Below are 13,438 nucleotides of genomic sequence, written 5' to 3'. Positions count from 1 at the left end.
CCGCCGGAAGGGTCGCAACCCCACCGACTCGCGTGCTTCTCCTACCGGTGAGTTACCTGCCCGAAACCTGAGGGTGCATTCATCGAGGCGCGGCATTCACCGTTCCTCACAACCGAACATAGCCTGCACACCAGGGTCTCGGCACCCGCTACTGGCACGTACCTCCGTTCAGGGGGTATTGCCCTCTCATTACCTGCAACGATGCGGGTTCTCGGTCAGTTCCGGTTTATTTCGAAGGCGGTCGGAGAGGCGGCGACGACCGCCGCCCGGCACTCTCCGTGATCCGCGGGCTCCCGACCGGCTCCATCAGCCTCCCCGAGGGCCCGTGCCGCCTCCGCCAGCGTCGATCCCGTCGTCAACAGGTCGTCGACAAGAATCACCCTGCCGTGCCGGAGAAGCCGGTGCCCGAGGAGCCGCCCGCCCCCCGCCGTGATCTCCAGCGCGCCCGCCAGATTCGCCCGCCGCTGCCGGGCCCCGAGTCCCGACTGGTCGGCGACCGCGCGCCGCTGCCGCAGCAGCGGCAGCACCCGGGCGGGCAGACCCCCGCGCCGCAGATCCCGCGCTGCCCGGACGGCGATCCGGCGGACCGGGTCATGGCCGCGGGCCGCGGTCGAGGAACGCGCCGAGGGCACGGGGACCAGCAGCAACGGGCCGGCACCGCGCGACCGCTCCGTCCCGGCCCGTACGCCCCCCGCCAGGGCTCGCCCGAGCGCCTCCGCAAGCCCGAGCGCCCCTCGCTCCTTGTGGGCCAGCAGAACCGCGCGTACGGCGCTCTCGTACGGCGCGGCGGCATACACCGTCGGAAGCCCCGTCGGCCGGGGCGAGGGCCGGACGCGGCGGGCCGGCGCACCGTGCAACGCGGTGCGGCAGGTCCCGCACAGCTCGGTGCGCGGCCTGCCGCAGCCGGCGCAGGACACCGGCAGGAGCAGACCGGACAGCTCCTGCCACGCGTTCCGCATGCCGCCACTGTCCCCGGCCCGCGAAGAACGGGCCACCCCTGTGGAAAACCCCGGGCGCCTGTGCTCCGACCGGCCTCCCGCTCAGCCGGGGTAGACCAACGACGTGCCCTCGTCGAGGACCGTCTGCCAGTTGTCCCCCGGCGCGAGCTTCACTATGCCGTCGCCGACGGTCTCCGCCATCAGCGGAAGCCGCTCGTCGTCCGCCGCGGCGACCGACTCGACCTGGTTCACCCCGGGCAACGCGCCCGAGGCCGAGGTGGAACCGTCCGCCTGCACATAACGCACCTGCTGGACGCCGCCCCTCTCCTTGCCGACCACCACCAGACGGCTGCGCCCCGACCAGGAGATGGACGTCACGTCCGTGAGCTGCGGGGCGGCCTGACGCAGGTCCGCGACCGAGATGTCCGGCGCAGCGGAGGACCCCCGGCGCTCGACACGGCCGATCTTCAGCGTCGTATGGCCGTCCTTCGTCAGCAGCAGGGCGATCCGCACCCCGTCCGCGGACATCCTCAGCTCCTCGATCCGGGCGTCGTCGAGGCCCGGAACCCGGACTTCCTCCGGCTCGCCCGTCCCGCCGGCCAGCCGCAGGAGCCGGTGGCCGGCCGGATCACGGTCGGCCACCCAGAGGTCGCCGCGTCCGTCCCAGCTCGGCGGCGACAGCCGGTCGGCGGCCTTCTTCGCCGTACTGGTGACGAGAGGCTCACCGAGTTCGCCCTCCGTCTCCAGTGAGGAGACGTAGAGGCGCTGCCCGTCGGAGGAGACCGCGGCGGCCCGCCGTTCGTCCCGGGCCACTCCGACGGCGCCCATCGGGACGACGCCCGCGCCGAGCGGGCCGGTCACGGGCTCGGGCGGGCCGGCGGCGCCGGCCATACTCTCCACCTGCCCCTTGTCGTTGATGAAGTACTGGCTGTCGGCCCCGTCCGAACCGTGGTCGGCGGTGAACTCCGACGCGTCGTCGGCGTCCAGCCCGCAGAGCCGGCCCCTGGAGCCCTCCAGCTCCACCCGCTCGACCCGGGCCGAGGTCAGGTCCTGAAGAGTGAAGAGCACCTGGACGGCCATCATCCGGCAGGAGCTCCGGTCCGCCTTGTCGGCCTTCCCGTTGAGCCGCACCCGCAGGACGTTCTGATCGTCCGGCGCCAGCGCGACGACGCTCTTGCGCAGTGCGGTACCCGCCGGGAACCGGGAGTCGACCACGGGCCGCAGCCAGTTCGTCGGCCCGGCGAGCAGCGTCCTGACCGTCTGGGCCGCGGTGTCCATGCGCGTGACGGGATCCGTACGGTTGCGTACGTAGACGGGGTCCGCGACGAGCGTCGACCGGCCGTTGGTCCGCCCGGTGGCGAAGTAGTACTTGTTGACCGACCGGTAGAGCCTCTTGAAGTCGGACTGCCCGAGGACCAGGCCGTCCGGCACGACGTCGATGCGCCACTCCTGCTTCCCGTCCGCCCCCTCCTCCAGCACCAGGTGCAGGGGCTGGGAATAGTCGGTGGGCGCGAGGGGCCGGTAGGAACTCTGGGCGTCGACCGCGGCCACCTTCTCGCCGGTCAGCGTGTAGGTCGTCTCCTTGTCCCGCGCGGCCCGGTTGGCCTCGTCCTGGAGCGGGGGGCCGCTGCGGTTGGGAGCCTGGGCGAGCACCGTGATGCCGCCGCTCGGCTGCCAGGCGCCCCGGGCGGCGGCGCTCAGATACTTCCTGGTGGTCTCGAACGCGGGGTCGTCGCTGGTCATCGACTCCAGGAAGCCGTCGACGATCTCGCTGGGCGGCGCGCCTTCCCGAGGGGCCACCGCGTACACCTGCACCTGGGAGTCCCCGGGCTGCGAGGCGCCGACCGCCTTGACGTCGCCGGTCACCGGCATCGAGCCGCACCCGGCCAGCACGAGGGCGCCACAGCCCAGCAGCGCGGTCAGCCGCACCGCACGTCCACGGCCGCCCGGACGGCGGTCAGTACCCACGAGTGGTGTCCTCCAGGTCGGAATTCCGTACGTCCTCGCCCGCGCTCCCACCGGGGCGTTCCTGAGCCGGACGCGCCACGACCCGCGCACCGTTGCCGGGCAGCGCGGCGGGGTGCGCCGACGAGGGGGCGGTGTTGCGGACGGGGGCCCGCCCGGGCACGGGCAGCGGTGAACGCTCGCCGGGCACGGTCCGGGCCGGCACGGACGTCAGCCGTTGGTCGTCGGACCCGCCCGTCCCGGCCTCCTCGCGCTCCCGGTTTCCCCGGTTGCGCCGCGAGTCCTCGGGCTCCAGCGGTATCGGCGACCCGCGCAGGGGCTCGTCCGCCGTACGCGGCAGCGTCAGCCTGAACTGGGAGCCGCCGCCCGGCTCGCCCCATGCCTGGAGCCAGCCGCCGTGCAGCCGGGCGTCCTCCACGGCGATCGACAGGCCGAGGCCCGTCCCGCCGGTCGTCCGGGCCCGCGCCGGATCGGCACGCCAGAAGCGGTTGAAGACCCGGGTCGCCTCGCCCGGTTTGAGTCCGACCCCGTAGTCCCGGACGGCCACGGCGACCGCGCCCTGCGCCACGCCCATCCGGACCACGACGTCCCGGCCCTCACCGTGCTCGACGGCGTTGACCACGAGGTTGCGCAGGACGCGTTCGACGCGGCGGGCATCGGCCTCGGCTATCACCGGCTGGTCGTCGCCGATGACGAGGATCCGGGTCCCCTTGCGCTCGGCGAGCGGCTCGGCGCCGCCGATCACCCGGTGCACCACGGTCCGCAGGTCTATGGGCTCGGCCTCCAGGGCCGCGGCGCCCGCGTCGAAACGGCTGATCTCCAGCAGGTCGGCGAGCAGCGACTCGAACCGGTCGAGCTGGTCGCCCAGCAGCTCGGCGGAGCGGGCCGTGACGGGGTCGAAGTCGGCACGTGCCTCGTGGATGACGTCGGCGGCCATTCTGACCGTGGTGAGGGGCGTCCGCAGCTCGTGCGAGACGTCGGAGACGAAGCGCCGCTGCATACGGGAGAGCTCCTCCAACTGCTGGATCTTCAGCTGGAGGTTCTGAGCCATCTTGTTGAACGCCTCACCGAGCCGGGCGATGTCGTCCTCGCCGGTGACCTTCATCCGTTCCTGGAGCTTGCCGGCGGAGAGCCGCTCGGCGATGCCGGCCGCCATCCGCACCGGGGTGACGACCTGCCGCACCACGAACCAGGAGATGGCTCCCAGCAGTACGACGACGAACAGCCCGGCCGTCGCCAGGGTCGTCTTGACCAGCGTCAGCGACTTCTCCTCCTGCGTGAGCGGGAAGAGGTAGTAGAGCTCGTAGGGGTGCTGATCGATGTCGTAGAGCCGCTTGCCGACGACGAGCCCCGGCTGCGACTCCTTGCCGTACGAATAACGGATCAGGGAGTACGTCTGGAAGGCGCCCTGCCCCTTGCCCACGTCCCGGCGCAGCCGATCGGGCACGCTGGACGCCTCGACGCTGCCCGAACCGCGCGCGGCACGGCTGCTCGCACCCTCGGTCACCGAATCGACGCTGAGAGCCACCACGTTGAAGGCGTTCTTCCCGCCGCTCGCGAGCTGGTCGACCAGCTCGGTGCGCCACGAGGTGCCGCCGGTCATGCCGTCGGTGTCCTCGCCCCCCTGGCCTTCGGGGACGAGCGGGGCGTTCGCCTTCTCCTGGGCCGCGGCGAAACCGCCGGCGGCCTGGGTCTGGGCGGCCTTCCCCTTCGCGTCGAGCAGGCCGTTGCGCACCTGTCCGATGACGACGAAGCCGAGCAGCAGCACGACCCCGAGCGACATCAACAAGGTGCCGGCGACGACGCGGAGCTGCAGGTTGCGGCGCCACAGCCGGACTGCGGGCAACACCGGACGGCGCACCCATCGCATCAGCAACCGCGGTACGGGCCCGCCGGGCGTCCGGTCCTCGAACAGCCGGCCGCCCTGCAGGAAACGGCTCATGGGTGACGCCTTCCGTCCCGGGCCGGCAGCCCGCTCCGTACGGACTCCCGGCGCGCCGGGACCCGGAGCAGCGCTGCCTCGGGGCATTTCAGCTCGGCCCGGCCTTGTAGCCGACACCTCGGACCGTCACCACGATCTCCGGCCGCTCCGGGTCCTTCTCGACCTTGGAACGCAGACGCTGCACGTGCACATTCACCAGGCGGGTGTCGGCCGCGTGGCGGTAGCCCCACACCTGCTCCAGCAGGACCTCACGGGTGAAGACCTGCCACGGCTTGCGCGCGAGCGCGACCAGCAGGTCGAACTCCAGCGGAGTCAGGGCGATGGACTGCCCCTCCCGCTTCACGGAGTGGCCGGCCACGTCGATGACCAGGTCACCGATGGTCAACTGCTCCGGCGCGGGCTCTTCGGACCGCCGCAGACGTGCCCTGATCCGGGCGACCAACTCCTTAGGTTTGAACGGCTTGACGATGTAGTCGTCGGCCCCTGACTCCAGGCCGACCACGACATCGACGGTGTCGCTCTTGGCAGTGAGCATGACGATCGGCACACCGGACTCGGCCCTGATCAGCCTGCACACCTCGATGCCGTCCCTTCCGGGCAGCATGAGGTCGAGCAGCACCAGGTCCGGCTTGGCCTCACGAAATGCGGCCAGTGCCTTGTCGCCGTCCGCTACGAACGACGGCTCGAAACCTTCTCCACGCAGCACAATCCCGAGCATCTCGGCCAGTGCGGTGTCGTCGTCGACGACAAGGACGCGTCCCTTCATAATCGACATCATCCCATTAGCTAATCGTTACCTGCGATGACCTGGCACACAGCTCTGCCAGTCCGACTCCCGTAACCGGGGAAATCGCCCCCTCCTCGGTGACGATCGCCGTGATCAGTTCCGGCGGCGTGACGTCGAAGGCCGGGTTGTACGCCGGGGTCCCGAGGGGTGCGACGACCATCCCGCCTCCACCACCTGCCGATACACCCTGCGGCGATGTGAGCTCCGTCACTTCTCTCCCGGAACGCTGCTCGACGACGATCGATGTGCCGTCCGCGGTCTCCAGATCCACGGTCGTCGTCGGCGCCACCACGATGAAGGGCACGTGGTGGTACTTCGCGAGCACGGCCAGCGGATAGCTTCCCACCTTGTTGGCCACCGAGCCGTCCGCGGCGATGCGGTCCGCCCCGATGAGCACGGCGTCGACCTCCCCGGCCGCGAACAGGGAACCCGCCGCGCTGTCCGTGAGCAGGCTGTACGCCAGACCGTTGCGCGCCGCCTCGTACGCGGTCAGCCGGGCGCCCTGGAGGAGCGGCCGCGTCTCGTCCACCCACAGCCGCCGCAGCCGACCCTGCCGGTGCACCCGCAACGCCACGGCGAACGCCGTACCCTCGCCCCCGGAAACCAACGCCCCGGTGTTGCAGTGGGTCAGCAGCTGATAGCCCCGCCCGGGCAGCAGTTCCTCCAGCAGGACCTCACCGAACTCGGCCATACGCCTGCTGGCCCGGGCGTCCTCCCGGTGCAGGGCCCGCGCCTCGGCCAGCGCGGCCGAGGCGGCGGCCTCGTCCCCCTCCCCCCTCCCAGCAGCCTCCCAGTAGGCCGCAGCCACCCGCCGCACCCCGTAACCGAGGTTCACGGCGGTGGGCCGCGCCCGCTCCAGCAGACCGGCCGCCTCCGCGACGTCGTAGCCCCGGGCCGCCGCGAGCGCCACCCCGTAACCTCCGGCGATCCCCAGCAGCGGAGCCCCTCGCACCGCCAGCGTCCGGATCGCTGACACCAGCGCGGGCACATCGGTGCACACCAGCTCGGCTTCCTCCGCGGGCAGCCGCGTCTGGTCCAGCAGCACCAGCACCGGACCTTCCGGAGGTTCGTACCAGCGGAGTACGGGAAGCGCGGGAGGCTCGAAACCCTCCGGCGATTGCGCGTCTTGATCAGCCATCCGTCCAGTCTGCCCGCTGAGCCGCCCCCGCATGAAGGCACGGAGGAGGTGGAGCGGCTGGTCCACCCCGCACCGACGCGTGGCACGATGGCTGCCAACCTGCCGCCCCGATGAGCGGTCAGGACGGTGAAGGAGCGAGAATGAACGACTCTCCGGGCTGGGCGTCGCCCGGATCTGCCCCCTCCGACGGCAAGGAGACGGCGATCCCCCGCCCCTCCGCCCCCCAGGACGGAAGCGGCCCGACGGGACAGTGGTCCCCCGAGCAGCCGCCCCCCGGGCAGTGGTCCCCACCGAGCACGCCCGGCAGCGGTCCCGGAACCCGGCCGCCCGCACCCGGCTGGGGCGGTGGCCCGCAGCGACAGGGCTGGGCCGGGCCGCCTCCGGCCGCCAAGCCCGGCGTTATCCCCCTGCGTCCGCTGAGCCTCGGCGAGATCCTCGACGGGTCCGTGGCCGCCCTGCGCGCCCACTGGCGTACCGCACTCGGCTTCAGCCTCGCGGTCTCGGTGGCCACCCAGATCGCCATCATCCTGATGCAGCGCTATCTGCTGCCGAAACCGACCACGGTCGACCCGAACGCCACCGGTGCCGAGGCCCTCCGCCAGGCCGCCGATTCGGCGCGCTCGACCCTGTTCTCCCTGGCCCCGGCCTCCCTCGTCTCGATGATCGCCACGCTCTTCACCGCGTCGATCGTCACCGTGATCATCAGCCGCTCGGTGCTGGGCCGTCCCACCACGCTCTCCGACGCCTGGGCGGAGGCCCGCCCCCGGGTCCTCCCCCTGCTCGGGCTGACCGTCCTGGTGGCCGTCATTCTGGCCGCGATCATGGCCGTGGGCATCGGCCCCGGACTGCTGCTGGGCTCCGAGGCCGGAGCGGCACTCGCCTTCCTCGGTTTCACCGCCGCCTGCGTCGTGACGCTCTGGCTGAATATCAGCTTCGCCCTGGCCGCCCCCGCACTGATGCTGGAACGACAGAGCATCGTGGCCGCACTGCGCAGGTCGGCGAAACTGGTCCGGGGCGCCTGGTGGCGCACCTTCGGAATCCTCGCCCTGACCTGGCTGCTGGCCTTCCTGCTCACCTTCCTCGTCTCGATCCCGTTCGGCGTCCTCGCGGTGATCGCCGACGGAACCGACGTCAGCGACTTCTTCAGCAGCAGCGCCCCCTCCTACGGCTGGCCCTTCCTGATCGTCACCGGCATCGGCGAAGTGATCGTCTCGACCCTGGTCTACCCCTTCGTCGCCGGCGTGATGGCCCTTCTCTACATGGACCAGCGCATCCGTCGCGAGGCCCTGGACCTCGACCTGGCACGGGCCGCGGGTCTCCCCGGCTACGGCGCCGACACCCCCAGGGGCTGATGCGATGTCGGGGGCGGGGGGCATCACCACAGCACGGCGGGACACCGCGGCGGACGACATACCCGTGGACACTCCACGGGGCCCCGCACGGGAGGCGGCCGAGAGCGAACTCTCCAAGCCGATGTACCACGAGAACGATCCGAACATCCTCCAGCGCGCCCTGAACCAGTTCTGGGACTGGGTCGCCGGAGTGTTCGACGCCGCCGCGGGCGCCGCCCCCGGCGGCCCGGCCGGACTCGCCGTCCTGGTCGTCGCCGTCCTCGGCCTGGCCGCCGCCCTCTGGTGGCGGCTCGGCACCCCGCAACGCTCCGCCCGGAAGGCGGAGGCTCTCTTCGACAGCGACGGCCCCCGCGGCGCGGCCCAGCACCGCGCCGCCGCCGAAGCACACGCCGCGGCTCTGCGCTGGACCGAAGCCGTCCAGGAACGCATGCGCGCCATCGTCCGGTCCCTGGAGGAACGCGCCCTGCTCGACCCCCGCCCCGGTCGCACCGCGGACGAAGCCGCCGCGGAAGCCGGCCGCGCCCTGCCCGAACAATCGGCCCGGCTGCGCGCCGCCGCCCGGAGCTTCGACGATGTGACATACGGGGGCCGCTCCGCGGACCAAGCGGCGTACCTGTCCCTGCGCGCCCTCGATCTCGAACTCGACGAGGCCAAGCCGTCGCTGCCCGGAACCTCCCGAGGAGCCACCGGATGACCGCGTCGACCACCGCGTCCCCCACCTCCACGGCGCCCACCGCCGGCCAGGTCTGGACCCGGGCCCGAGGCATCCTGGCCGTCGTTCTCATCCTGGTCGTCGCCGGCCTCACCTTCGCCGCCGTACGCTCCGGAACGAACCACGGGCAGCTCGACCCCCGCTCCGCGGACCCCCGGGGCAGCCGCGCCGTGGCCGAACTCCTCAAGGAACGCGGCATATCCGTCACCGTCGCCACCACCCTCGACGAGGCCACCGCCGCGGCCGGTCCTGACACCACTCTTCTGGTCGCCGGCCCCAACCTCCTGACGCGCTCGCAGCAGCTCCGACTGGACGAGGCGGCCTCCGCCTCCGCGGGACGCACCCTGCTGATCGCCCCGGGGCCCGGGGCGACGGCCCGGCTCGCCGCCGGCGCCCGCGCCGAGCCGCACCGCGCGGTCCGGCCTCTCGCCCCGTCGTGCGACCTCCCCACCGCCCGCCGGGCCGGCACGGCCGACATGGGCGGAATCCGGTACACGCCGCAGGACCCCACCGCCGTCGCCTGCTACCCGGGCGCGGGTCTCCCCAGCCTGGTCGTCCTCCCGACCGGGACGGGCGGCGACACCGTCGTCCTCGGCTCCCCCGACTTCCTCCACAACGAGCGTCTCGACCAGCAGGGCAACGCTTCGCTCGCCCTGCAACTCCTCGGCTCCCGCCCTCATCTCGTCTGGTACCTCCCCTCACTCTCAGATCCCTCCGCGACAACGGACGACCCCGCCCCCGGTGAGGGGGACGAAGAACAGTCCGAGGGCGGAACCCGGGACGACGCGGCGGACGAGGCCAGCTTCCTCGACCTGATCCCCTCCGGGTGGCTGTGGGGGGCCCTGCAACTGGCGCTCGCCGCGTCCCTCGCCGCCGTCTGGCGGGCCCGGCGCCTCGGACCCCTGGTGACAGAACGACTGCCGGTGGCCGTCCGCGCATCCGAATCCGCCGAAGGCCGCTCCCTCCTCTACCGCAAGGCCAACGCCCGCGACCGGGCCGCCGACACCCTCCGGGCCGCCGCCCGCACCCGTCTAGCGCCTCTCACCGGGGTGCCGGCCCGCGACGCGCACTCGCCCGAGATCCTCCTCACCGCCGTGTCCGCGCGCATCACCACGCGTGACTACGACCTCAGCACCCTGCTCTTCGGCACGGCCCCCTCCACCGACGCCGCCGTGTCCGCGCGCATCACCACGCGTGACTACGACCTCAGCACCCTGCTCTTCGGCACGGCCCCCTCCACCGACGCCGCCCTGGTCCTCCTCGCCGATCAACTCGACGCCCTCGAAAGAGAGGTACGCACTTCATGAGCGCCCCGACCCCCGAGCCGGCCGAGCCCACGGCACCCGCTGCGGCTCCCGTGACGCCCGCGGAACCGGAGCCGTCCGACAGCGCCCGCGCGTCCTTGGACTCCCTGCGTTCCGAGATCGCCAAGGCCGTCGTCGGCCAGGACCCCGCCGTCACCGGACTCGTCGTCGCGCTCCTCTGCCGGGGACACGTGCTCCTCGAGGGCGTGCCCGGAGTCGCCAAGACCCTGCTGGTGCGTGCCCTCGCCGCCTCACTCGAACTCGACACGAAGCGCGTCCAGTTCACTCCCGACCTGATGCCCAGCGACGTCACGGGCTCACTGGTCTACGACGCGCGCACCGCCGAGTTCTCCTTCCAGCCCGGCCCGGTCTTCACCAACCTGCTGATCGCCGACGAGATCAATCGCACCCCTCCCAAGACCCAGTCATCCCTCCTCGAAGCGATGGAGGAGCGGCAGGTCACCGTCGACGGAACACCGCGGCCGCTGCCCGACACCTTCCTCGTCGCCGCGACCCAGAACCCCGTCGAGTACGAAGGCACCTACCCTCTCCCCGAAGCACAGCTGGATCGCTTCCTGCTCAAACTGACGGTGCCGCTCCCCTCCCGGCAGGACGAGATCAATGTCCTCACCCGCCATGCCGAAGGCTTCAATCCACGGGACCTGAAGGCCGCCGGGATACGGCCCGTCGCCGGGCCCGCCGATCTGGAGGCAGCACGCAAAGCCGTCGCGAAGACGACCGTCTCCCCCGAGATCGCCGGCTATGTCGTGGATATCTGCCGTGCCACACGCGACTCCCCCTCGCTCGCCCTCGGCGTCTCCCCCCGGGGCACCACCGCACTGCTGTCGACCGCCCGCGCCTGGGCCTGGCTGACCGGCCGGGACTACGTCATCCCGGACGATGTGAAGGCCCTGGCGCTCCCCACACTCCGTCATCGCATCCACCTGCGGCCCGAGGCGGAAATGGAAGGAGTCACCCCCGACTCCGTCATCACCTCAGTGCTCGCCCACGTCCCCGTACCCCGATGAGGCGGTGACCATGGCCCTCACTGGACGTACCGCGCTGCTGGCCGCCCTGGGGTCACTCCCCGTAGGCATCCTCGCTCCCGGCTGGGCCGGGATGCTCGCGGTCAACGCACCGCTCTCTCTGGCTATTCTGTGCGACTACGCCCTGGCCGCGCCAGTGCGCACCCTTCGATTCACTCGATCCGGCGACACAACTGTTCGACTCGGTGACGAGGCGGAAGTGCAACTGACGGTGACGAACACCTCGCGCCGACGTCTGCGCGCCCAGCTGCGCGATGCCTGGCCCCCCAGCAGCTGGACCTCGGGCACCGAACGCCGCGCTTCCCGTCACACGCTGACGGTCCCCGCCGGGGAGCGGCGGCGCCTGGTTACCGTTCTGCGCCCGACCCGTCGCGGCGAACGACAGGCGGAACGCATCACGATCCGCTCGTACGGCCCGCTGGGCCTCGCCGCGCGACAAGGACAGCACAGGGCTCCGTGGGCGGTACGGGTCCTGCCGCCGTTCACCAGTCGGAAGCATCTGCCTTCGCGACTCGCGCGGCTACGGGAACTCGACGGCCGTACCAGCGTACTGGCACGGGGTGAGGGGACCGAGTTCGACAGTCTGCGTGCCTATGTGCCCGGGGACGACACTCGCTCCATCGACTGGCGGGCCACCGCACGCCAGTCCGCCGTGGCGGTCCGGACCTGGCGGCCCGAGCGGGACCGGCACATCCTGATCGTCCTCGATACCGGGCGTACGTCTGCGGGCCGGGTGGGCGATGTGCCCCGCCTGGACGCCTCGATGGACGCCACGCTGCTTCTCACCGCGCTCGCCACACGGGCGGGCGACCGCGTGAGCCTCCTCGCCTACGACCGTCAAGTCCGGGCCCGGGTCCAGGGCCGGACGGCCACCGGCAATGTCCTGGCCACGGTCATCAACACCCTGGCCACACTGGAACCGGAGCTCATCGAGACGGACGCCGCCGGCCTGAGCCGGGCCGCACTCACCGATGCGCCCCGCGGTTCGCTGATCGTTCTCCTCACGACGCTGGAGGCCGCACCCATCGAGGAGGGCCTCCTTCCCGTGCTGCCTCAGCTCACCCAGCGCCACACCGTTCTGCTGGCTGCGGTCTCCGACCCTCGGATCAGGGAAATGGCCAACGCCCGGGGGACCGTGGACTCGGTGTACGACGCGGCCGCCGCCGGTCAGGCCCAGGCCGACCGACGCCGCACGGCCGACCGGCTCCGGCGGCACGGAGTCGTCGTCGTGGACGCCGCTCCGGATGATCTCGCTCCCGCGCTTGCCGATGGGTATCTCGCCCTGAAGTCCGCGGGTCGTCTCTGAGAGGGCCGGCCCCGTCCGGCGATGGAGCGGTGGGTTCTCCGGTTCAGTCATGGGCTCTCGAGGCCACGACCGAACCGGAGGACCGAGTAACGGGAACGGTGACCGGGCGACTTCCCAGGACAGGGGCTTGTCCGGATCCGACTATGTGTATGTGGGGGCCGGTGACGTCCGCCTCGCGGTCCGACCCGGCCGGGGCCACTCGTGCGTCCTGGTCGAGCGTGAGCAGGAGGCTGCGGCATGAATGAGCACAGGCGACGTCCGCTCTTGTTCCTGGATGTCGACGGGCCTCTCCTGCCGTTCGGCGACGGCCCTCCGCGTGAACCGGCCAGCACCGCTACGGACACTCACCTGGCACGGCTGGACCTGCGCGTCGGGCTTCGTCTCGCGGCGCTGCCGTGCGAACTGGTCTGGGCGACGACCTGGGAGGAGGCGGCGAACACGGAGATCGCGCCGCGGCTGGGTCTGCCACCCCTGCCGGTCGTCGCGTGGCCGCAGACCTCGGCCGCGCATGAGCGCGAGGACCAGTGGTTCGGACTCCACTGGAAGACCCGGACCCTGGTGGCATGGGCTGACGGACGCCCGTTCGCCTGGCTCGACGATGAAATCACCGACGCCGATCGAGACTGGGTGGCCACCCAACACCCTGCCTCAGCCCTCGTCCACCGCATCTCCTCGTCCTGCGGCCTCACCGACGAAGATCTCGTCATACTCGGCCAATGGCTACGGTCGACGTCGGAGTCCCCGCAGTGATCCACAGGAGTTGACGACGGACCGAGCAGAGCAGGATCTGCCATGCAGGATCTTCCGTCTGCCGGCTTGACCTGGCCCTCATCGCCTCTCAGACGAGTCCGGAACGCAGGAAAGCCCCGTGCCAATGGCACGGGGCTTTCCCGGAAAAATTGTTCGGCGGCGTCCTACTCTCCCACAGGGTCCCCCCTGCAGTACCAT

The 13,438-nt window shown here is 71.7% G+C and carries 11 protein-coding genes; 6 read left to right on the top strand and 5 right to left on the bottom strand.

The window, feature by feature from the left end; translation table 11 throughout:
- Positions 1 to 215: 215 nt before the first annotated feature.
- The 5 genes from ACIQMU_RS24885 to mtnA all read right to left on the bottom strand — a co-directional run bounded on the left by ACIQMU_RS24885 (position 216) and on the right by mtnA (position 6,770).
- A complete protein-coding gene (locus ACIQMU_RS24885) occupies positions 216 to 959 on the bottom strand; it encodes a ComF family protein (RefSeq protein ID WP_352241220.1) in 744 nt (247 codons plus the stop codon).
- Positions 960 to 1,040: 81 nt separating this feature from the next.
- Positions 1,041 to 2,867 carry an LpqB family beta-propeller domain-containing protein gene (locus tag ACIQMU_RS24880; protein ID WP_402689761.1) on the bottom strand — a complete coding sequence of 609 codons (1,827 nt, stop codon included), beginning with the start codon at positions 2,865 to 2,867 and terminating at the stop codon, positions 1,041 to 1,043.
- 28 nt (positions 2,868 to 2,895) lie between these two features.
- Positions 2,896 to 4,932 (bottom strand): MtrAB system histidine kinase MtrB, encoded by a 2,037-nt coding sequence (mtrB, locus tag ACIQMU_RS24875; protein WP_352241219.1) that lies wholly within the window; start codon positions 4,930 to 4,932, stop codon positions 2,896 to 2,898.
- Position 4,933: 1 nt separating this feature from the next.
- A complete protein-coding gene (gene mtrA / locus ACIQMU_RS24870; protein WP_007448372.1) occupies positions 4,934 to 5,623 on the bottom strand; it encodes a two-component system response regulator MtrA in 690 nt (229 codons plus the stop codon).
- Positions 5,624 to 5,627: 4 nt separating this feature from the next.
- Complete coding sequence (gene mtnA / locus ACIQMU_RS24865; protein ID WP_402689708.1) at positions 5,628 to 6,770, bottom strand: S-methyl-5-thioribose-1-phosphate isomerase; 1,143 nt, start codon at positions 6,768 to 6,770, stop codon at positions 5,628 to 5,630.
- Positions 6,771 to 6,910: 140 nt separating this feature from the next.
- On the opposite strand from mtnA, the gene ACIQMU_RS24860 reads away from it, so the two are divergent.
- The 6 genes from ACIQMU_RS24860 (at position 6,911) to ACIQMU_RS24835 (ending at position 13,240) form a co-directional block, all read left to right on the top strand.
- Positions 6,911 to 8,122, top strand: a complete 1,212-nt coding sequence (locus ACIQMU_RS24860) for a glycerophosphoryl diester phosphodiesterase membrane domain-containing protein (RefSeq protein WP_402689707.1) — start codon at positions 6,911 to 6,913, stop codon at positions 8,120 to 8,122.
- 4 nt (positions 8,123 to 8,126) lie between these two features.
- Positions 8,127 to 8,816 carry a DUF4129 domain-containing protein gene (locus ACIQMU_RS24855; RefSeq protein WP_352241216.1) on the top strand — a complete coding sequence of 230 codons (690 nt, stop codon included), beginning with the start codon at positions 8,127 to 8,129 and terminating at the stop codon, positions 8,814 to 8,816.
- Positions 8,813 to 10,141, top strand: a complete 1,329-nt coding sequence (locus tag ACIQMU_RS24850; RefSeq protein ID WP_402689706.1) for a DUF4350 domain-containing protein — start codon at positions 8,813 to 8,815, stop codon at positions 10,139 to 10,141. The genes ACIQMU_RS24855 and ACIQMU_RS24850 overlap by 4 nt, the downstream gene beginning before the upstream one ends.
- Positions 10,138 to 11,166, top strand: a complete 1,029-nt coding sequence (locus tag ACIQMU_RS24845) for a MoxR family ATPase (RefSeq protein ID WP_352241214.1) — start codon at positions 10,138 to 10,140, stop codon at positions 11,164 to 11,166. The genes ACIQMU_RS24850 and ACIQMU_RS24845 overlap by 4 nt, the downstream gene beginning before the upstream one ends.
- 10 nt (positions 11,167 to 11,176) lie before the next feature.
- The gene (locus ACIQMU_RS24840; RefSeq protein ID WP_352241213.1) at positions 11,177 to 12,490 is read left to right on the top strand and encodes a DUF58 domain-containing protein; all 1,314 of its coding nucleotides are present in this window, start codon (positions 11,177 to 11,179) and stop codon (positions 12,488 to 12,490) included.
- Between the two features lie 237 nt (positions 12,491 to 12,727).
- On the top strand, positions 12,728 to 13,240 hold the full coding sequence (locus ACIQMU_RS24835; RefSeq protein ID WP_352241212.1) for an HAD domain-containing protein: 513 nt from the start codon (positions 12,728 to 12,730) through the stop codon (positions 13,238 to 13,240).
- The last annotated feature ends 198 nt before the right edge of the window (positions 13,241 to 13,438 follow it).

The organism is Streptomyces sp. NPDC091649, from assembly GCF_044756785.1.
Classification (GTDB): Bacteria; Actinomycetota; Actinomycetes; order Streptomycetales; family Streptomycetaceae; genus Streptomyces.
Note: the sequence above shows the minus strand (reverse complement) of the source record. Positions and strands in the feature narration are given on the sequence as shown.

Excerpts from the sequence above, each read along its gene's own strand:
- ACIQMU_RS24885 (WP_352241220.1), bottom strand. The coding sequence starts at position 959 with ATGCGGAACGCGTGGCAGGAGCTGTCCGGTCTGCTCCTGCCGGTGTCC.
- mtrB (WP_352241219.1), bottom strand. The coding sequence starts at position 4,932 with ATGCCCCGAGGCAGCGCTGCTCCGGGTCCCGGCGCGCCGGGAGTCCGT.
- mtrA (WP_007448372.1), bottom strand. The coding sequence starts at position 5,623 with ATGATGTCGATTATGAAGGGACGCGTCCTTGTCGTCGACGACGACACC.
- mtnA (WP_402689708.1), bottom strand. The coding sequence starts at position 6,770 with ATGGCTGATCAAGACGCGCAATCGCCGGAGGGTTTCGAGCCTCCCGCG.
- ACIQMU_RS24860 (WP_402689707.1), top strand. The coding sequence starts at position 6,911 with ATGAACGACTCTCCGGGCTGGGCGTCGCCCGGATCTGCCCCCTCCGAC.
- ACIQMU_RS24855 (WP_352241216.1), top strand. The coding sequence starts at position 8,127 with ATGTCGGGGGCGGGGGGCATCACCACAGCACGGCGGGACACCGCGGCG.
- ACIQMU_RS24850 (WP_402689706.1), top strand. The coding sequence starts at position 8,813 with ATGACCGCGTCGACCACCGCGTCCCCCACCTCCACGGCGCCCACCGCC.
- ACIQMU_RS24845 (WP_352241214.1), top strand. The coding sequence starts at position 10,138 with ATGAGCGCCCCGACCCCCGAGCCGGCCGAGCCCACGGCACCCGCTGCG.
- ACIQMU_RS24840 (WP_352241213.1), top strand. The coding sequence starts at position 11,177 with ATGGCCCTCACTGGACGTACCGCGCTGCTGGCCGCCCTGGGGTCACTC.
- ACIQMU_RS24835 (WP_352241212.1), top strand. The coding sequence starts at position 12,728 with ATGAATGAGCACAGGCGACGTCCGCTCTTGTTCCTGGATGTCGACGGG.